At 49.4% G+C, this 20,256-nt stretch carries 18 protein-coding genes and 1 tRNA gene; 5 read left to right on the forward strand and 14 right to left on the reverse strand.

Going from position 1 to position 20,256, the window contains the following annotated elements:
• Positions 1-131: 131 nt before the first annotated feature.
• The 3 genes from LRP54_RS00140 to LRP54_RS00150 all read right to left on the reverse strand — a co-directional run bounded on the left by LRP54_RS00140 (position 132) and on the right by LRP54_RS00150 (position 2,436).
• Positions 132-207: transfer RNA gene (locus LRP54_RS00140), tRNA-His, on the reverse strand.
• 159 nt (positions 208-366) lie between these two features.
• Positions 367-1,281: an ATP-grasp domain-containing protein gene (locus LRP54_RS00145; protein ID WP_231205272.1), complete on the reverse strand. Its 915-nt coding sequence runs from the start codon at positions 1,279-1,281 to the stop codon at positions 367-369.
• Between the two features lie 36 nt (positions 1,282-1,317).
• Positions 1,318-2,436: a D-alanine--D-alanine ligase family protein gene (locus LRP54_RS00150; protein ID WP_231234555.1), complete on the reverse strand. Its 1,119-nt coding sequence runs from the start codon at positions 2,434-2,436 to the stop codon at positions 1,318-1,320.
• A gap of 395 nt (positions 2,437-2,831) precedes the next feature.
• Between LRP54_RS00150 and LRP54_RS00155 the strand changes: the two genes are divergently transcribed.
• Positions 2,832-3,482: an AMIN-like domain-containing (lipo)protein gene (locus LRP54_RS00155; protein ID WP_231234556.1), complete on the forward strand. Its 651-nt coding sequence runs from the start codon at positions 2,832-2,834 to the stop codon at positions 3,480-3,482.
• On the opposite strand, the gene LRP54_RS00160 is transcribed toward LRP54_RS00155, so the two are convergent.
• The 5 genes from LRP54_RS00160 to leuC form a co-directional block, all read right to left on the reverse strand.
• Entirely contained in the window at positions 3,463-4,209 is a 747-nt protein-coding gene (locus LRP54_RS00160) for a lysophospholipid acyltransferase family protein (RefSeq protein WP_231234557.1), read from the reverse strand. The genes LRP54_RS00155 and LRP54_RS00160 overlap by 20 nt on opposite strands.
• 33 nt (positions 4,210-4,242) lie before the next feature.
• The gene (locus LRP54_RS00165; RefSeq protein WP_231234558.1) at positions 4,243-5,223 is read right to left on the reverse strand and encodes a diacylglycerol/lipid kinase family protein; all 981 of its coding nucleotides are present in this window, start codon (positions 5,221-5,223) and stop codon (positions 4,243-4,245) included.
• Between the two features lie 11 nt (positions 5,224-5,234).
• The gene (gene murA / locus LRP54_RS00170; protein WP_231205277.1) at positions 5,235-6,557 is read right to left on the reverse strand and encodes a UDP-N-acetylglucosamine 1-carboxyvinyltransferase; all 1,323 of its coding nucleotides are present in this window, start codon (positions 6,555-6,557) and stop codon (positions 5,235-5,237) included.
• Between the two features lie 166 nt (positions 6,558-6,723).
• Positions 6,724-7,386, reverse strand: a complete 663-nt coding sequence (gene leuD / locus LRP54_RS00175; protein ID WP_231234559.1) for a 3-isopropylmalate dehydratase small subunit — start codon at positions 7,384-7,386, stop codon at positions 6,724-6,726.
• Between the two features lie 25 nt (positions 7,387-7,411).
• A complete protein-coding gene (leuC, locus tag LRP54_RS00180; RefSeq protein WP_231205279.1) occupies positions 7,412-8,830 on the reverse strand; it encodes a 3-isopropylmalate dehydratase large subunit in 1,419 nt (472 codons plus the stop codon).
• Positions 8,831-9,003: 173 nt separating this feature from the next.
• Between leuC and LRP54_RS00185 the strand changes: the two genes are divergently transcribed.
• The gene (locus LRP54_RS00185) at positions 9,004-9,738 is read left to right on the forward strand and encodes an IclR family transcriptional regulator (protein ID WP_231205280.1); all 735 of its coding nucleotides are present in this window, start codon (positions 9,004-9,006) and stop codon (positions 9,736-9,738) included.
• Positions 9,735-9,983 carry a hypothetical protein gene (locus tag LRP54_RS00190; protein WP_231234560.1) on the forward strand — a complete coding sequence of 83 codons (249 nt, stop codon included), beginning with the start codon at positions 9,735-9,737 and terminating at the stop codon, positions 9,981-9,983. The genes LRP54_RS00185 and LRP54_RS00190 overlap by 4 nt, the downstream gene beginning before the upstream one ends.
• A gap of 164 nt (positions 9,984-10,147) precedes the next feature.
• On the opposite strand, the gene LRP54_RS00195 is transcribed toward LRP54_RS00190, so the two are convergent.
• Together LRP54_RS00195 and LRP54_RS00200 are read right to left on the reverse strand one after the other, a co-directional pair.
• Positions 10,148-11,821, reverse strand: a complete 1,674-nt coding sequence (locus tag LRP54_RS00195; protein ID WP_231234561.1) for a ComEC/Rec2 family competence protein — start codon at positions 11,819-11,821, stop codon at positions 10,148-10,150.
• Positions 11,809-12,654, reverse strand: coding sequence for a helix-hairpin-helix domain-containing protein (locus LRP54_RS00200; protein ID WP_231234562.1), 846 nt, complete (start codon positions 12,652-12,654; stop codon positions 11,809-11,811). The genes LRP54_RS00195 and LRP54_RS00200 overlap by 13 nt, the downstream gene beginning before the upstream one ends.
• A 233-nt stretch (positions 12,655-12,887) precedes the next feature.
• On the opposite strand from LRP54_RS00200, the gene proC reads away from it, so the two are divergent.
• A complete protein-coding gene (gene proC, locus LRP54_RS00205) occupies positions 12,888-13,691 on the forward strand; it encodes a pyrroline-5-carboxylate reductase (protein ID WP_231234563.1) in 804 nt (267 codons plus the stop codon).
• A gap of 65 nt (positions 13,692-13,756) precedes the next feature.
• The gene (locus tag LRP54_RS00210; protein WP_331274791.1) at positions 13,757-15,112 is read left to right on the forward strand and encodes a Na+/H+ antiporter family protein; all 1,356 of its coding nucleotides are present in this window, start codon (positions 13,757-13,759) and stop codon (positions 15,110-15,112) included.
• Positions 15,113-15,214: 102 nt separating this feature from the next.
• Here the strand turns inward: LRP54_RS00210 and LRP54_RS00215 are convergent, their stop codons facing one another.
• From LRP54_RS00215 to LRP54_RS00230, 4 genes are read right to left on the reverse strand one after another with little or no spacing between them, the layout of a single operon-like run.
• The gene (locus tag LRP54_RS00215) at positions 15,215-16,537 is read right to left on the reverse strand and encodes a peptidase C39 family protein (RefSeq protein WP_231234564.1); all 1,323 of its coding nucleotides are present in this window, start codon (positions 16,535-16,537) and stop codon (positions 15,215-15,217) included.
• Entirely contained in the window at positions 16,534-18,171 is a 1,638-nt protein-coding gene (locus LRP54_RS00220) for an ABC transporter ATP-binding protein (RefSeq protein WP_231234565.1), read from the reverse strand. Before LRP54_RS00220 ends, LRP54_RS00215 begins: the two co-directional genes overlap by 4 nt.
• The gene (locus LRP54_RS00225) at positions 18,168-19,136 is read right to left on the reverse strand and encodes an ABC transporter permease (protein WP_231234566.1); all 969 of its coding nucleotides are present in this window, start codon (positions 19,134-19,136) and stop codon (positions 18,168-18,170) included. Before LRP54_RS00225 ends, LRP54_RS00220 begins: the two co-directional genes overlap by 4 nt.
• Complete coding sequence (locus tag LRP54_RS00230) at positions 19,136-20,086, reverse strand: ABC transporter permease (RefSeq protein WP_231234567.1); 951 nt, start codon at positions 20,084-20,086, stop codon at positions 19,136-19,138. Before LRP54_RS00230 ends, LRP54_RS00225 begins: the two co-directional genes overlap by 1 nt.
• Positions 20,087-20,256: the final 170 nt, after the last annotated feature.

The following is a 20,256-nucleotide window of genomic DNA, read 5'->3' on the forward strand; positions in this document are numbered from 1 at the left end:
AACTGTCTACACCACAAGGCCATATTCACGATCATGACATTCCCGTTAACACATGTCACATATAAGTAAAAACAATGAACTAAACCGAAAAGAAAGGAAAATAAAATAAATCCAAAGGTAACCAAATCCTATGGGGTGGCTGACGGGACTCGAACCCGCGACGTCCTGGACCACAACCAGGTGCTCTACCAGCTGAACTACAGCCACCACCGCTGCGTACGAAACGCAACGAAGAAAACTTTACCAGAGGGAGCGCTGAGCGAAAAATCGACACAAGCCATTCTTAGGTGGCATAGGACACTCTTTTATACATTGCGACACTTTATGCCGATATTTTCCTTATTTTCGCACCCTCAAGTAGCAGGTTCACCAAAAAGCACGCATAGCAATAGCGTCTGCAAAATTATCCAAAGCTTGCGGTGTGGCCGTCAAATACAAATCCGCATCAACCAGAGACACTTCCATCACGTGGAAAGAACCTTTCCCATCAGGAACCACATCCACTCGGTTAAATAGGAACTGCTCATCACGCCCCATACGCGAACGCACATAGCCATGAAGTACCTGACGGATTTCTTCACCCCACTTCCACGCAATACTATCGGCGCTCTGAGCAGTCACCACAGCCTCATGACGCGACGGATCAGTAACAGACGCAGGGTGCAAAGCCGGTCTTTTTTCAACAGCATGAGACACCAAACCATTAAAAAAGACCAAAGAAATCTCGCCATGCACATCAATTTCTTCAAGATAACGTTGCACCATAACAGAGCGCCCGTGATTCAATAAATCCATCGTCTGCGCAATAGCTGCTTGACGCTGATACGTGTCAATAGAACTGTAACGCCCAATGTCACGCACTCCCGACGACACTGACGGTTTCACAACGAAATCACCGAAAGCCGGGAAACGAGTGTGGATCTGATGTTTCGACAGCTTATGAGCAGGATCAAGCCATGATGTGGGGATCGTTGGTAGGCCACGATCAGCTAAAGCGGCTAAATACCGTTTATCTGTGTTCCAGTCCAAAATATCTGAATGATTCAAAATACGTGGAACACTACGCGCCCATCGTAAGAAAGAATCACGGTCTTTCGCGTAATCCGTTACTGAACGGACAACGCACATCCCTGCATCTGTCCAATCCGTATCAGGGTCATTCCACACGCGAATAGCAGGGTCAAGCCCCCTCTGAGCTAATGCATCAAGCAAGCCCTCCTCACCACGATAAAGATGAGGCATATCGGCTGCAGTTACTAAAGTGACCTTAGGCTTCGTCATGGCTCCACGTTACCGGATATTCAAGACAAAAATGCGCTAACGCAGACCTGACGGACGCGAAAGCGCCTCATTCAGCACCTCGTTGAGTAGCTGAGTGTAATCAATACCTGCTTTTGCCCACATGTGCGGGTACATGGAAAAAGGTGTGAAACCTGGCATGGTATTCACTTCATTCACAACAATAGAGCCTGTCTGCGGGTCATAAAAGAAATCCACACGCGCAAGGCCTTCACATTCCAATGTGTCAAATGCGCGAACAGCGATTTCTTGGATACGTTCAGCTACCTGCGGTTCCACATCTGCCGGACATGTTAAAGACACGCCTTCTGTATCAAAATACTTCAACGCAAAGTCGTAGAACTGGCCTTCTGGGACAACTATTTCACCAAGTGGTGACGCTTGAGGGGCACTCCCCCATGAGCGCGCTAGTACGCCACATTCGATTTCACGACCAGGAGTACGCGCCTCCACAATAATACGCGGGTCGTTATTTCCCGCTTCTTTTATTGCGGCAGCAAGGTCCGCTGGCTTATCCACTCGCGTAATACCGATAGAAGAACCAGCTCGGCAAGGTTTCACAAAGACCGGATATCCTAAAGCATCAATACGTTTGCTACATTCGTGAGGATCCTCATTCCATTGGCGCATTGTCACTAATTCCCAACGCCCCACATCAATACCAGCCGCAGCGAGCACTGTTTTTGTTAAATGCTTATCCATTGAAATGGCGCTGGAATTTACCCCGCATCCCACGTAGGGCACACCGGACATTTCAAAAAGCCCTTGAATTGTGCCATCCTCACCATACGGACCATGCAGTAATGGGAAAACCACGTCAACATTACCGAGGTCACTTACCTGCATCCCATCTTTGCTGCGTGTCACTTCAATAAGGCGACGAGTCCCCGGCACGAGCATCACTGAAGATTCAGAGGCCTGAATAGATTGCCCACGCCCTTCATGAAATTCTAAAGCTTGAGGGTCATCCGCTACACGCACCCACTGCCCATCAGGGGTAATACCTATCGGAATAACATCCCACATTGTTCGATCTATTGCACGAAGAATACCGGCAGCAGTTGCACATGAAATCTCATGTTCACTGGAGCGCCCTCCCATAACGACAAGGACACGTGGACGTTGAAAATCACTCATACCCCTCATCCTATGCCGCATAGCCAAAGTTCTTACTTCACTTCCTCATGGTGTCCCTTGAAGACTGCGAAATCTTAAAGGCACATGCGCAGGCGGGAACGAAAAAGCTCACGAAATTCACCCGATATGCCAAAAATATGCTAACGCGTTACACAAATACACGAGGACAACAGATACCCTCTGGGACATACTCACTGTTTTCAAGTGCGTTAATAGATCAAAAACTATCGCATAACCTTCCCTGCCCCTTACATGATGGTTTCCTTCCGCTAGGATGAAAAGAAAGGGTGTCCCCTGAGTTTCACGTCTTCAGAGTGCTACTTGTTCTGAGTGAATATTGTTCACAGTTTCTGAGACTACGAGGGTTAAGACCAAACAGCAGAAAGGCTTACAGAATGTCACGTTCACTGCGCTGCTTCGTTGCAGCATCCGCCGTATCTTTCTTTGCGTTGTCCCTTGCCGGTTGCTCACATTCACAGTCAGCACAGGACGTAGTTTCCTCAGCAGCTACTTCGACTTCTGCCACACAATCATCAGCATCTTTGCTGCAAAGTGGTGCTTCTGGTGCGCAATCTATTCACTCAGAAGCCGACGCTTCCCCTATTGCTAGCAATGACTGGAAGCCTCTGGCAGATTCACGAGAAGTAAGTGACCACGAAAGCTCTTTAGTTCTCCATGATGTACGTGTTGGTCACCATGAGGGTTTTGATCGTGTTGTCATTGAATTTGCAGGTGAAGGCGATACGGGTTGGATGCTTCAATGGGTTACTCAGGCTCATGAGCAGGGTCGCGGCATGCCTTTGCCTCTGAAAGATCCCGCAATTCTTGACGTTGTCCTCACAAATACCGTTATGCCTATCGACCAGGCACAGCAAGCGCAATACTATTCAGGACCTCGCACATTCACGTCAAACGGTGTCACTGTTGCTGTTGACGGCACTTTTGAATCACATACGCATATTGCTTTGGGCTTGGACTCACAACGCCCACATCAAATTGCCGTTTTGACACAACCAACACGCATTGTCATTGATCTGAAGAAATGAGGGGGATTCTGCGTTCTTCTCGCGGATCCCACCACATATTTTCAGGCGGATTTTCAGCGCGCAACTGCGCTAGACCTTCACAGAGAGCACGGTAGATACGGCGATTTGCTTCTTCAACAGCTTTCCTGTCGGCTGATCCGAGCTCGGAGTACAGGTCACTGAGGTCTACTGCCTCGCCTATAAGAAAATTCACTGTCCGCGCAGGTCGTAGGTCAACAATCCTTCCAGAGGACATAATCATGTGCGCGCCCCACGACGCCAAAGGAATAACCGGTGCTCGCGTATCCAAAGCTACACGTGCAACACCTGTTTTTAAGCGCATCGGCCACACGTCAGGGTCCTCAGTAAAAGTGCCTTCAGGGTAAATAGCAACGCATTGGCCTTCATCAATAGCACGACATACGGGCGCTAAAGCATCTGAACGGTTCTGTGCTTTTCGATCAACAGGAACCAAGTGAAGCGCACGAAAAATCGCCCCCACGACAGGAAGGCGAAAGAGTTCGGCTTTAGCCATAATACGCAGTGGCACCCCGCGGCGAGCCATATACCAAAAAGCTAAAATTCCATCTAAAGGGGAGGTATGCGAACATGCCAGTACATATCCACCCGATTGCGGAAGATTTTCTTCACCGCGCACGCGCAGGCAAATCCACGGTGTAAGAAAAATATTGAGGACCCCACGGGAGAAACGATGAAAACCTCTCACCGGGTCTGCACATTGCGTCATACTGTGTGAGTGTAGCGGCAAGGATAGCGAAAATTACACAAGGACTCGCGCAACATGCGGTTCAGCAGTCATTGTTAGAGGAGTTTCACCTACGTAATCACCATCAGCCATAGCGATCACACCTTCCGGTGTATGTACGGTGATTTCACGTACGGACCGCACCGTCATTGCGGGGTTTTCACCACGTGTCACAAGTACTTGAGCGAGGACTCGAATGGCTTGTCGCATAGGTAGCGGGCCGATATGCACCAGTTCGATCTGCCCATCACCGATACGTGATGAGGGAACAAGGTTAATTCCTCCGCCAAACCATCCAGAGTTGGAAACAGAGGTTAGCCAGCCACCCAAATCTTCTTCTACACCATCTACCGTCGCAAGAAGCGGGGTGGGCCGGTGCGTACGTAAAGCAGATAAGGCTCCGTAAGCGTAAGTTAAACTCCCTCTGCGTAGCCATGAGGTGTCATTGGCAATCCGATTTGCCAGCGCATCAAAGCCGAAAGAAACAATGCCAAGGACAATACGACTGTTTCCGTGAGGATCGGTAATCCGTATGCCGTCAAGTTCTTGTTCAGTAAAACCTTTGAGTAAAGAACGTGCGCGGGCTACCGCATCTGTCCCAATCCCCAGAGCGCGACATAAATCGTTACCTCGTCCCCCTGGGAATGGGACAAAAAGCGCTCCTGAGCGATGCACACCACAAGCTACTGCTGACAGGTAGCCGTCTCCTCCTAATGCTCCAAGCAGGGGCGCTTGGGATGCGGCGGCGACTTCTTCAGGGTCCTCATCTGGGGTTGTGACGCGAACGGAAACATCCCATCCGCCTTCACGTAAACATGACACAACTTTCCGTCCAACGGTAACTGCGATTCCATGCGCTGACATGGAGGATACGAGCAATTCCATATGCTGTGGTTGAGCGAGCGCGGACGCTTTTAGGGATGTTTCCTTTTCAGCAGTGCCGTCAGTATCTGCGCTGTCGATCTTTTCATCAGGTATATGTGGCATTTCGCGCATACCGATTCACCTTAGTCTACGTATTCCACACGAGCATCAAGCTGACGAAGTTTCGTTGTGAAGTGCTCATATCCTCGTGAGATCACGTCAATACCTGACACTGTTGAGGTTCCTTCAGCGGCGAGTGCTGCAATGAGGTGAGAAAAGCCTCCGCGTAGATCGGGAACTTCAATAGAGGCTGCATGCAGCGGAGTCGGGCCTGAGATAACTGCTGAATGGAAGAAGTTTCGCTGCCCAAAACGACACGGGGTTCCGCCTAAACACTCACGATACAGTTGAATGTGGGCACCCATTTGTCGCAGTGCGCCTGTAAAACCGAAACGATTTTCGTACACCGTTTCATGGACAATCGACAGGCCATTGGCTTGGGTGAGTGCAACAACCAGTGGCTGTTGCCAGTCTGTCATAAATCCAGGGTGTACTGCGGTTTCCAAGGCTATGGAACGAAGCTCGCCACCTGGATGATAGAAACGAATACCGTCATCTTCAATATCGAAAGCGCCACCGACTTTACGGAACACGTTGAGGAAAGTAGTCATATCCGGCTGGTGCGCGCCAAGAACTCGGATGTCTCCCCCTGTAGCAAGGGCTGCGGCACCCCATGAAGCTGCTTCGATACGGTCAGGTAAAGCCGTGTGGGTATATCCGCGAAGTGATTCGACTCCTTCGATTCGGATACTGCGATCTGTGTCTACAGAAATAATGGCGCCCATTTTCTGTAACACATTGATGAGATCCATGATTTCTGGTTCAACTGCTGCGCCGCGCAGATTTGTTATTCCTTCTGCGCGTACTGCTGTGAGCAGCGTCTGTTCTGTTGCTCCTACGGAAGGAAATGGTAGATCAATAACCGCGCCATGTAAGCCTTCAGCTGGCCGAGTAATGTGGATACCATCACTTTGTTTATCGACGATGGCACCAAATTTACGTAGCGTATCGAGGTGGAAGTCGATGGGACGGCCACCAATCGCGCAACCGCCAAGTTCCGGTATGAATGCTTCGCCTAGCTGATGTAAAAGCGGGCCACAGAAAAGAACCGGAATACGCGAAGTCCCGCCTAGTGCATCAATATCGGATCTGCGGGCATACTGCACTTTACTGGGATCAAGTGTCATTACCCCACGATCTTGGTCAAAATCAACGGTAACTCCATGTAATCCCAGTAGACGTGAAACTACATCCACATCTCGTATCAGAGGAACATTTGCAAGCCGTGAGGGTGTTTCGCCTAGCAGTGAGGCTACCATCGCTTTGGGAACAAAGTTTTTTGCTCCTCGGACGGTAATCGTCCCTTGGAGGGGGTGTCCTCCCTCAACGGAAAGAACCGAATGCATCGTGCAGCTCCTGACCGTGACACACATTCCTCATCTTGCAGGATCAGCTCAGGCTTTCGCATTTTTCACTTGGTTCCTGCTGTAGGTGACATATGTGTATGTGTCGTTGTTTTATCCGATTTTTATGCCTCAAGACATAAAACCGCATGGGATAAAGAATACGGAACTATCGTACAGTCGGCATACCCAACGCAGTCACCGGACGTGCGGATACCACTTCAACAGCTGGCAGGCTTCGTGCAGGTAATGTCTGCGGTTTGAATGAGAAGCGTTCTTTTTCATAGGTGTTGATTGCTTCTTCATCACGGAGAGTCAGACCAATATCATCAAGTCCTTCCATGAGGGTCCACCGCACATAGTCATCAATGTCGAATGTGGTGGTAAAGGAACCGCATGTGACAGTGCAATCTTCTAAGGAAACAGTGAGTTGGATTCCTGGGTCTGTTTCCATCATTTTCCACAGTTGTTCACAATCTTCATGTGTGATGATTCCAGTTACCAGACCTTGTTTCCCTGAGTTTCCTCGGAAAATATCAGCAAATTTTGGAGCCAGAACCACTCGGAAACCATAGTCTTTCAGTGCCCACACCGCGTGTTCACGTGAGGAGCCTGTACCAAAGTCTGGTCCAGCCACAAGGATCGAACCCGAGCGGTAGGCTTCCTGATTCAAGACGAAATCAGGGTCTGTGCGCCATCCAGCAAATAGCGCGTCATCGAAACCTGTGCGGGTGACACGTTTAAGGTACACAGCTGGGATGATTTGGTCTGTATCGACATTTGAACGACGCAGAGGAACACCAATACCGGTGTGGGTGATAAATTTCTCCATTTTCTTACCTTCCTGTACGTCGTTTTCAGTGTGTTTCAAGGGCCTGCAGGTCAGCGGGAGCACATAGGGAGCCTTTCACAGCTGTGGCAGCGGCAACCAGCGGGGATACGAGGTGAGTTCGTCCGCCTTTTCCTTGGCGGCCCTCAAAATTGCGGTTTGAAGTCGAAGCGGATCTTTCACCTGGTTTTAAGGTGTCAGGATTCATACCTAAACACATGGAGCATCCGGCATTACGCCATTCTGCGCCAAAATCACGGAAGATTTTATCGAGTCCTTCAGCTTCGGCTTGTAGGCGTACACGCGCTGATCCTGGTACCACGAGCATACGAAGGCCTTCAGCTTTCGTTCGGCCTTGAAGGATTTCAGCGGCGGCACGCAGATCTTCGATACGACCGTTGGTGCAAGAACCAAGGAAAACTGTGTCAATGCGAATATCGCGCATGGGGGTACCAGCTTCCAGTCCCATGTATGCGAGGGCGCTTTCGGCTGCACGGCGTTCAGTTTCATCTGCGATGTCTGCGGGAACCGGTACCGAAGATGATAGTGGCACGCCTTGTCCTGGATTTGTTCCCCATGTGACGTAGGGTTCAATGTCGGGGCCGTTGAGGATGACTTCCGCATCATAGGTAGCGTCTGCGTCACTTGCTAATGAGCGCCAATATTCAACGGCTTTATCCCATTCTTCTCCTTCGGGAGCGTGAGGGCGGTTTTTGAGGTAGGCAAAGGTTGTTTCGTCCGGAGCCACCATACCTGCGCGCGCACCAGCTTCAATGGACATATTGCAGATTGTCATACGTCCTTCCATGGACAGGCTGCGAATAGCTTCGCCCCTGTATTCGAGGACGTATCCTTGTCCTCCGCCTGTGCCGATTTTGGCAATAACAGCAAGGATGATGTCTTTTGCTGTTGATCCTGGAGGTAGTTGCCCATTCACAGTGATTGCCATTGTTTTGAAAGGGGCAATGGGGAGTGTTTGTGTCGCAAGAACGTGTTCGACTTGCGAGGTGCCGATACCGAATGCGAGGGCACCGAAAGCCCCGTGCGTTGATGTATGAGAATCACCACATACGATCGTCATGCCTGGCTGAGTAAGTCCAAGCTGAGGACCGACAACGTGGACGATACCTTGATCGGCGTCACCTAATGAATGCAGTCGAATGCCAAATTCCTTGGCATTGGAACGCAAAGTATTGATTTGGATACGTGAAGTCTCGTCAGCGATAGGTAAATCAATATCGACTGTCGGGGTGTTATGGTCCTCGGTGGCAATCGTCAGGTCGGGACGTCTCACGCGCCGCCCTGCAAGTCTCAAGCCTTCGAATGCTTGCGGGCTTGTGACTTCATGGACGAGATGCAGGTCGATGTATAGGAGGTCTGGTGCACCGTCTTGACCTTTTTTCACAAGATGATCTCGCCAGACTTTTTCTGCCATTGTTCCGGCCATGCGACTCAGTCCTCCTTTTCGTTTTCCCTGATAAAACAGGTTTTAATCTCCTCTTTCAGCGGCAGCATGAAACAGAAAAATTCTCTCTATTGCACCGCATCCATATCAATCGTTACCAGTTCCACGATGTGAAGATTTGCCATCTCACTCCATGAGATGACACAATGTCAGGCATGGAGGATTCGTCATCAAGCGGAGTAGGCGTCTTGGATAAGGCCGCAATGGTCCTTGGCGCACTCGAAGCCGGACCTGCGACACTTGCCCAACTCGTTTCCGCCACAGGTTTAGCACGACCGACTGCGCACCGTCTCGCGGTTGCCTTAGAGTACCACCGAATGGTGGCACGTGATATGCAGGGTCGCTTTGTTTTAGGCCCACGCTTACAAGAACTCGCTTCATCGGCAGGTGAAGATCGTTTACTTTCAGCTTCAATGCCTGTCCTTGTGGCCCTGCGCGATCATACGAAAGAATCCACTCAACTGTTCCGCCGTCAAGGGGAACATCGAGTGTGTGTGGCAGCCTCAGAACGTGAAATGGGACTACGTGATTCCATTCCCGTCGGAGCTGCGCTCTCTATGAAAGCTGGTTCTGCTGCCCAAGTGCTCCTAGCTTGGGAAGAACCCGATCGTTTACACAGAGGCTTATACTCTGCTTCGTTCAATGCAACGATGCTTTCCCAAGTACGTCGGCGAGGGTGGGCACAGTCCGTAGGTGAACGGGAGCCTGGCGTGGCTTCAGTATCTGCACCGGTACGTGGCCCCTCTGGACGTGTCATTGCAGCTTTGTCGATTTCTGGGCCTATTGAACGTATGGGACGTCAACCCGGACGTCAGCATGGCCCTTCAGTAGTTGCAGCAGCGAATAGACTCTCAGAATTTTTGCGCAGTATTGAGGGGATGGAGGAATGAACTCCCTTTTTGGCGATAAGTATCCGCGTCTGCGTAATTCTGCTTTACTGGCTTTGCTTGTATCAATGGTTTTACTGTTCGGCCTTAAGGCTTTGCATACATTTGCTTCACAGACAATCGTTGCGCAGGTTTTCTCAGTACTTTTACTTATCGCAGCCGCTGGAGCTTTCTTAGCTTTTTGCGTTCTCTGGTTTATGCGTATACGAGCGATTTCACGCGATAAGCGCTCTGATTCACAAAAATAAACCCCAAGTAACGGACAGCAGCGCTATCAACCCCTGCTCTCATGTGCTGTGAGGCCTTAAACTCACCAGAGTGCTGCTCCCCCGTATGCATGTTCCGTCAGGGCCTCAAAAGCCGGGGCACGCTACGAGAAACTGCTCCCCCATATGCGTGTGTTCCGTTGTTTTTACATAAGAACACGTCGCCCGCTAGCCAGCAGCCATCCTGACCAGGCAATCCCCATACCGCATACGAATACTCCACATGTAATAAATCCTCCAGGAATATTCACACGCGCCCAAGGCGCTTGTGACACAAGATGCGCAACATAAGCGATCCATCCGGTAAAAATACTTGCACACCAGACAAAAACCTGTGACAGGCCCGGCAGATGAATTGCTGTGACAGCCGCACCTAAAGACAGCAAAGTGGCAGGCGCAACCGCTGGAGCCGCACACATATTTGCAACAGCACCCCAAAGGGGCCATTCCCCCGTCATGTGAACAATCAGTGGCCCTGTCACAATCTGACAGCACACAGAAACCACAAGAACTTCACAGACACTTCCAATGAGCCGCCCCCTCCATCCTTTGCGTTTTCCTCCGTGCTGACGTATCCCGCTCATAATCCTTTGGGCAGGAACAATTACCGCCCACGTTGCAATAACTGAAAGAGCAAAAGCAAAAGAACGTGAATTCCATGGATCTTCAGCAAGCATGGCGATTGACACGCACCACAATGAAGCCAGTGATTGTCCTGCTCGATTCATCCACATGCCCCCTAATGAAATGCCTGTCATCAAAGCTGAACGCACCAGTGATTCTTGTGGACCGACCACTGACACCATCACAGCAGCAGCTAGGGCACATACAATGAGGCGCACACGTCCACGTGCAGGTAAAATCCCTGATAATACACCCATAATGATTGCCATGTGACTACCTGAAATAGCAACAAGGTGACTTAAAGAAGCCGTGCGCATATCTGCTCGGAGCTTTTCGTCCATCATTCGGGTATCTCCCACAGACATTCCTGGAACCAAAGCACGTGTATGCGCAGGAAAAACACGTGTCACTTCCTGTAAGCCCGCACGAAGTTGACGTACATATGCGTCCCAACCGGTCGACACCGAGGTAACAGATATGTGTGAGACAAATATGGTTCCTACAGCCTGAGTTCCTGAAAGACCAGCAGGTATGATGCGCCCGCGAATGTGTACCGTGTCGCCACGCAGAATACGAGGTGTGCCACTGCCTCGAAGAATAAATAATGCTGAACTGACACATTCATCTGTGTGAGAGGAAGGATGCGTGTAACAGTTTCCCTTTTCCTGCTGCACAGGATGATGAATGAGGTGACTACGTGCCCATGCAGTCCAGTACGTACCGCCCCAAGCTAAGCTTCGTTCTTGTGGGTCAGTGAGCACTGTCGCTTCTACATTCACCCTTTCTTTTTCTTGTGTTTGCGCCTGTATAAAAAGTGGATCGCTATTTCGTGCCGATAATGCGCAGTATCCCACAATATATGTTCCTAAAACGCACAGGAGCACTACCGCAAGGGCTAAACGAGTCGATCCGGGTTGGGCACGAAGGTGTCGGCCTTTTTTCTGCTGATATCCACAGCGCCACGACGTAAACAAAGCGAGGATACTCAAGACAATAGCAGTCACGATACATATATGGATGACAGGTTGCTCCTTCATATACAAAGCAAAGGAGGAAGTTCCCCACCAGCTTCCAATCCATGCGCTGATAGCAACCGGAAAAAGACGAATATCGTATGTGTTCACGTGGTCTTTATGCCGTATATTACGTGTTGCTTTTGTAGGTTTGCCTACCTGCACAGGCATCATCGTTGGCATGTTTTGGTAGCAATCTTTTCCAACATGGCTGCTCCAATTCCAGGAACAGCATCGACATCAGCTAAAGCAGAAAAAGCTCCGTTCTTTTGACGATAACTCACTATTCGGCGTGCAAGAGCAGGGCCTACCCCGTCCAGTTCTTCAAGTTGCCTCGCATCGGCACTGTTCAGGTCCACGCAGGGAGAAGTTTCTTTCGTCCCCGACTCATTTTCTTTTGAGCCACTATCCGCACCCGCGTACCCTTTGGGACGAACAATAATATGCTCTCCATCGACCAATTCCCGCGCAAGATTCACACTGGAAGGGTCTGCTTCACTGTCTAATCCTCCTACAGAATCAATTGCTTCATAGACACGAGCATGTCCACCTAACGTCACCACGCCTGGGTGTATCACATTTCCGCTGACATAAACCGTAATATCTTGCTTTCCATTGGCATTACGGGAGGCCACCTCATGGGCATATCCTAAGGGGAATATTTTCCCATCAGATTGAGGCACATCTGAGCTCTGACTAACGTGCTCATCATCTTTTTGTGAGGTCTCCTCATCATTTGCAGCAGAATTTTCTGTGAAAGATGATTGTTCTTTCAGTAAATCAGCACTCAAAACACTGCTGTGGTGTCTCCATATACCAATAGCTACGCATATCAGCAGCAGGGCACAAATAAATAAAACAATCGGCATTGTCGGAAGTAAACGCCATCGCCCATGTAAAGACGCTTTACTGAATGAAGATATGCGGTCGTGAAGGATATTTTCCTGTTTTTGATCCTCAAGACCATACACCGCATGTGTCGATAAGCGTCGCTTCAGATCATCAATGTAGCCCATATGTGAACTATAAGAAGCAGGGGCAGCATTAACTCTTTTGCTCAGTGAATTGTGCATAACTTATGTCTATGCGATGCCTTTTGTGGATGAGACAGCTACATGTCATATCTACTGCTATATATGCCGCATACTGCATATTGAGACATATGACGTACACGCTTTCACTATTGGCAAAAAGTTATTAAAGTACAAGTGTTCTTCCGTTAAGAACACAACGACTTCAAGGGGACACCATGCGCATAGGCTTCATCGGTACCGGCTCCATGGTATCGGCTATCGTGCGCGGCGCTGTTACCAATGGGATGAACCCTGCAGATTTCGTTGTAACAAATCGTCATATTGATAAAGCGCAAGTTCTTGCCGATGAACTAGGGCTTCGTCTCGTTCCCACCAATACGCAGCTAGTTCACGAAGCTGACATAGTTGTTCTTGGCGTTAAACCGCATATGCAGACCGAAGTCATTGAAATGATTGCGCCCACCGTTATCGAATGTAACGTGTGCATTGTTTCGATTGCCGCAGGCCGCACCACAGACTCCATTGCCGCTGATTTTGTCGCCCCTATCCCTATTATCCGCGTCATGCCGAATGTGAATGCTCAGATAGGCCGTTCCATGACAGCACTATATGCGCGCGGCGCTACCAATGAACAGGTAGAAGCCGTGACCACCCTCATGAATAGCATCGGCAAAACAGTCACTCTTGACGAAAAAGATTTCCCTGTTTTCCAAGCTCTTGCCGGATGCTCCCCCGCTTGGGTCTACTCCATCATTGAGGCACTTGCACGCGCTGGCCTCAAATACGGCCTCACAAAATACGACGCTGTCACTATTGCCGCACAAGCTCTCAGCGGCTCTGCTGAGCTTGTACTTCACTCTCAAAAATCAGGCATAGTGCCCACCCAGCTTATCGATTACGTCACCTCCCCCGGTGGCACAACTATTGCCGGTTTACTGGCAGCAGAGGAGGCGGGCCTCAGTACGGCCCTTCTCCACGCCGTCGACGCTGCCGTTGCGCGCGATGCTGAACTTGCCTGAACCCTTTCCGGCAGCGTCATTTTTCTTTCCCCTGTACCCTTTTTAACCTCCATGTAGGAGTTTTTGTGCTTGTCAATGCTGTTGTTATCGCGGTCCTTGTCATGTTACTTCTGGCAGTACTTCGCGTCCATGTTGTTATTTCTTTATTTATCGGCGCTCTCGTTGGCGGATTAATTGCAGGCCTTGGCCTTAACGCTACAATGGTTGCTTTTCAGGATGGCCTTGCTGGCGGAGCAAAAATTGCTTTATCCTACGCTTTACTTGGCGCTTTCGCTATGGCTGTGGCCCACTCTGGTTTACCTGCTTTACTTGCAGACTGGATTATTCGTCGTCTTGATCGGGAACAAGAATCAACCTCAAATAAAACCTTACGGTGGACAAAATGGGGCATCCTCACAGGAACCGTTGTCATGGCGATATTGAGCCAGAACCTCATTCCTATTCACATTGCCTTTATTCCCCTCTTAGTTCCCCCTCTCTTGATCGTCATGACACGACTGAAAGTAGATCGCCGCGCTGTTGCTTGTGCAATGACTTTTGGTTTAGTCACCACATACATGTTTCTTCCCATCGGTTTTGGCCGTATTTTCATTTACGATTTGCTCTACAAATTTATTGAAGAGGCAGGTCTTGACGTATCAGGGGTTAACCCACTGATCGCTATGGCCATTCCAGCAGCAGGTATGTTGTCAGGCCTACTCATTGCCCTTTTTGTCACCTACCGTGCTCCTCGTGAATACACATACCGTGCAGTTGATGATCGTCATGAACAGCAGCGCATTGATACGCGCAAAATTATCGTTGCTGTCATAGCAATTATTGTGTGTGTTGCTTTGCAAACATGGTTAGCCCTCAACGGTTCTGACGCTGATCCAATGCTTGTGGGCACACTCATTGGCTTACTCTTTTTCATCGCTACCGGCGTGGTGAAATGGAATGAAGCGGACACAGTTTTTACAGATGGTATGAAAATGATGTCCCTTATCGGCCTCATCATGATTACCGCTAATGGCTTTGCTTCAGTAATGAAAGCTACCGGAGCAATTGAGCCTCTTGTCGCTCAATCTGCCGCACTTTTTAACGGGAATCGTGCAGGTGCGGCTCTTGTCATGCTCCTAGTTGGCCTCATTATCACAATGGGGATTGGATCATCCTTTTCCACGCTGCCAATTATCACTGCTATCTACGTTCCGCTTTGTATTGCCTTGGGGTTCTCCCCCACCGCAACCGTTGCTCTTATCGGCACAGCTGGCGCTCTAGGGGATGCTGGTTCACCTGCCTCTGATTCCACTCTTGGCCCAACCTCTGGCCTTAATATTGACGGGCAACACGATCACATGAAAGACACTGTGATTCCGACATTCCTCCACTTCAATGTGCCTTTGTTGCTTGCAGGATGGCTTGCTGCACTTGTTTTGTAAATAAAGCCAACACTGCCCTTTATACATGTTCCCCGTATCCATTTCGCAGGGTACGGGGAACATGTACATGCCTATAACTACAAGGGATCTGCAGTGTATGCCTCACAAAATAATCATTGCTCTTTCACGATTACTACCAGGTTTTTCTGACCATGAGGCACACTCATCCCACAACTTGCGAGCAGCAACCGGCATATAAGCTGTTTCGACCCACAATTCACCCTCATTTTCGTCACACCATGAATCATGTATGAAGTAAAAATCAGGTATTTCACGCCATACAAGTATCCAATGCGGTACGTCTTCACCATTCAGGGGCTGTAAATCAACCAACAGAATGACTCGTTTACCTTCGCGTAATGCGTCACTCATATCAGTACAACTCAAAGGGCCAATGTATTCTTGCGCCCCCGCTTCAAGCGCAATTTTCCGATGATCGTCATAAATTTTTTGACGTAAAAAAGTATCCACCATGGTATGTGGCGCTTCACAGCCAATTAAAGGTCCAGGCGCGGAAGATTTCACTAGAACCGGTACGCCCAACGATGCTGCTACAGCGGTCAGACCATAATGACCCGAGCCGTAGGTGTATGTTGCCTGCCGCCAGATTTTCATTTCAGCAGCAAATCCACCACCGCGGTACGTATCCGCAAAATGATCGCTTGTTGTCGCTGCGGCTGTTCCCAAGAACTCCTCAGAATTCAGCGCCATAATAAGGCTTGCTGGCCCGCAGGTGAAATCACTTTGCTGTCTTTCATAGGGAGGCGCAATTGAAATCCCACATTCGTCTATGCTCAGCCCTTGGCATGGACGTATCCACCCAGTTGGCAGGATTCGACCTTCCTGCTTCGCAGCAGCAGAAAAAGCGCGTAAAGGGTCTGCAAGCTGGGTAAATTCTTCTGTTTCAACAATATGACGCAGGATGTGATCCTGTGGCATACAGGCAGCTTTCACCACACATGCGCCTTGATTTTCAGCTTCCCGAATAACCTCACGGATAAGCGCTCTCAAAGCATCCGATATTTCAGATTCCGTGAATCCCTCCGCACTGTTAAGGCACCAAGCAACTATTGTGCGTTGCTCGGCGATACGTCGATGAACTTCCCATAAGAAAAGCTGCGGCAGTATTTCAGATTCCGCATGAGGGAACGCACTTATTCCGGGGAATTCCTCACGCGTAGGACCCTCATACGAATACTCGTTTTGCAGTTTTTGCACTTCAGCAGCATCTTTTTGTGCAGGTAGACGCGGTGACAGGCCTGCGGCAGTCCACAGCGTTGCTTGTCGTTTACCTCCGCTTTGACCCCAGATTTTCGCATAGTGTTCAGGTACGCCAAGACTCATCAGGTATTCTGTCGCCTCCTTTTCAACAGACACATTATGATGACGTATGAGGTATTGTGCTGCTGTTTTTTCTTCTATCATTGCTCATTTCCCTGTGCTGTGGAGGGTGAGTTTTCTTCGATATCATTCCTTGCTCGTCCTGGAACAGCTTCAAGGAGGAGTCGAGTGTAGGGATGATGCGGATGGTGAAGTATGTCAGAGGTTGCTCCCTGTTCAACGATCACACCGTCTTTCATTACCGCTAAACGATCACATGCTGCCCGCGCAACAGCGAGATCGTGAGTAATGAAAAGCAAAGAAAACCCGCGTTCTTGACGTAAAGATTCAAGAAGTTCAAGAACGTGTGCTTGAACGGACACATCCAAAGCAGAAACAGGTTCGTCGCATACAAGCAGACGTGGCTGCGTAGCAATAGCACGTGCAATAGCTACACGTTGGCGTTCGCCTCCAGATAAATCACGCGGCAACCTACGCGCATATGCTGTTGGGAGTCCTACAGAATCTAATAGATCATCAATTTCCCCGCTATCACGACCTATCGCCTGTAATGCTTCTGATAGGGTACGTCCTATTGTCAACGCAGGATTCAAAGCAGAATACGGGTTTTGAAAAACTAAGCCTACCGGTGGCACTTTCCATCCACGACGTGAAGTTTTCAGGGGCGGAAAATTCTGATAATCATGCGCCATATGAGTATGGATCTGGCCTGAATCGGGGCGTTCCAGGCCAACGATACAACGCGCAAGTGTTGTTTTACCGGATCCAGATTCACCGACAAGTCCCACAGCTTCTCCGGCATAAATATCCAGATCAATACCTTCAAGTGCGACATGTATTTCATGCCGCGATGAGCGGAAGATTTTTGTCACTCCACGTAAAGAAAGAATTGGTTCGGCGGGATCGGTTCTCGATTGTTGCAGTGCAGGAGCAGAAATATGTGCTCGCGGATTTTCGCCGTCTAAACGTGGTTCCATAGCGGCAAGATGTCGCGTATATGCGTGTTGGGGCTTGCGTAAAACCTCAGTGATATTCCCGTACTCAATCATGCGACCGGCACGCATCACGAGGACGTCATCACCGAATTCACGCGCAACAGCAAGATCATGAGTAATCAGAATGAGTGCCATCCCATGATCGCGGCATAAACCTGTTAGCAGCTCAAGTATTTCACGTTGTGTTGTCACATCTAATGCTGTTGTTGGTTCGTCAGCAATGAGGACATGAGCGTGAGTTTCAATGGCAGCGGCGATAGCGACGCGCTGACGCATTCCTCCAGAAAGCTCATGAGGACGCATATGCGCAACACGCGGTGGCAGTCCTACTTCTTTTAGTCGTTCGCTGATGCGGGCGTGGTCATGTGCTGTACGTGGTCGATGAGTCAGAATCTGTTGGCCACATGTATGAGCTGGTGATAGGGAGGTAAAAGGATCCTGCGGGAGCCACACAATACCGTGTCCACGCTGCTTACGTACATGTGTTTTTTGTGTCGCAAGGTCACTGGTGATACCGGCTAAGGTGAGGCTACCTGTTACTTTTAATTGTGGAGGCAAAAGTGCGCACAGTGCGCGTGAGAGTAAAGATTTACCTGCACCTGATTCTCCGACAATCACCAAGGTTTGACCGCTGTAGGCACGTATATTCAGGTGGTCAACCAGCAGTTTTCCGTCAATAGTAGATACGGTCACGTCATGTGCTTCAAGCGCCGGCAGGGTCATATTTTTGTCCTTTCTTCAGCGCGTAAAGCACAGTAATCACCCGCGATGTTAATTGCCGCTGCTGCTAGGACAATAAGGATTCCTGGGATTAGCGTTGCTGCGGGATTTTGGTAAATGAATGCGCGACCATCTGCTAATTGTCGTCCCCAGTCAGCTGCTTGTGCGGAAACTCCGAAGCCGAGGTATGACAGACCTGACAAAGATACAAGAGCGAAAGCCACGTTAAGGAAAAGATTTGCCCACACAATCGGGGTGATATTTGGAACGATGTGTACGGCGAGGATACGACGTGTTGGTATTCCAAGTAAAAGTGCAGATTCGATGTATGGTTTAGGTATTTGTTGCAGTGTGGCAGCGCGTACCATTCGGATATCTGAGGGAGCAAAAAGAAGGATGAGCACAGCGACTGTCACCCAGTAGCCGCCTCCTAAAATGCCTGCTACAACTATTGCCAGCAAAGTTACCGGCATTGCCAAAAGAATTTCACAGGTTCGTGAAACTGTACTGTCCCATAGTCCTCCTCGCCAAGCGGCGGTGACGCCAAAAAATAAGCCGATCAACATTGATCCTGCAGCAATAACTAAAGGACCGATCAGAGCCGATCGTGTTCCTGCCAGAGAAAGGAAAAGTACGTCTCGTCCTAAATTATCTGTCCCAAGGATATGTCCTGCGCTTCCGGCAGGGCTCACACCTAAAGCAAGATTTTGTGCCAATCCGATAGGTTCAATAAGCGGAGTCATGAGGGTAATTGCGGTAAAAAATACGAGGATGAGCACCGATACTGCAACTGATAGGGGTGAAGTTGTCACTTTACGTAGATATTTTTGCCATAGTGTACGCATGCTGCGCCGATCAATGGTATCTGCCATTCCTGCTGTTGCTTTTCGGGTAGTTTCGCTCGGATGGGGCTGGTTTTTCTGCGATGAAGCTTCAGCGTGAGGGGTGTGTGTAGGCGAAGTATTCATCAGAGTTTTGTCCTACGCTGGGAAGTTGAGGGATCCACAATGAGCACAGATATATCCACAAGTAGGGTTGTTATCACGATCACTGCGGCAACAAGTAATACGATGGCTTGAACAACGGGTATGTCTTTGAACGTAATGGAATCAGCAAGTAGCTGTCCAAGTCCAGGAAGGGCGAATGTCTGTTCAACAAGGATCGTTGAACCGAAAAGGGTTCCCAGAATCAGGCCTGCTGAAGTCATAATTGGTATTGCAGCATTTTTCATAATGAGGGACCTGATGCGCGCAGGTTCGCACCCACGGGAGTGAGCAAAAGTCACGTAATCTTGCGTATTTTCGTAGGAGACAGATGCACGTGTGACACGGATAATCATGGCGCACACGCCGACAGCAAGCGCGAGAGCAGGTAAGGTCAGATGCCACAAGGTATCAAGTAGGCTTTCACCTGTACCGTATATGGGGAACCATCCCAGCATGACTGAGAATACGTACAGCAGAATCAGACCTAATGCGAAACCTGGGGCGCTAATTCCAACAACAGCCCATCCAACGATCATGCGATCTGCAGCTTTGCCTGTCCTTCGGGCCGCATATATTCCCAGAGGAATACCGATAAGTAAGGCTATAGCAAAAGCCATCATCGTAAGGATGAGTGTCAAAGGGGTACGTTCATACAGGAGGGTCATCACGGGAACTTGTGAGCGAATGGATGTTCCAAAATCACCGCGCACAGCTTTGCCAAGCCAGTGTAGGTATTGAAGAAATACCGGTTCGTCAAGATGGTATTGCGAGGTAATGGCCGCACGCACGTTTTCTGTTATTTTACGGTTCCCTACCAGCGTTTTCACGAGGTCGCCTGGAACAAGGTGTGCCAAGGAAAAAACGAGGAACGACAGGATAAACAAAACGACCAGTGATTGCGCGATGCGTGACATCACCTGCTTCAGTGCCATCCGACTCCTTCCTGCATATCTCAAGGAAGTGGTTTTTAGGGATACAGATAAGACTAGGACAGGTCTTAGAGTAATTTTCCCTCAAAATAATGGGTTGGGACGATCATCACGTTTCTTCCCTTTTTCTGTAGGCCGTACTGGGAAACCCGTATTGTCCTACAGAAAAAGGG

Origin of the sequence: Schaalia sp. lx-100 (assembly GCF_021083625.1) — a bacterium.
Classification (GTDB): Bacteria; Actinomycetota; Actinomycetes; order Actinomycetales; family Actinomycetaceae; genus Pauljensenia.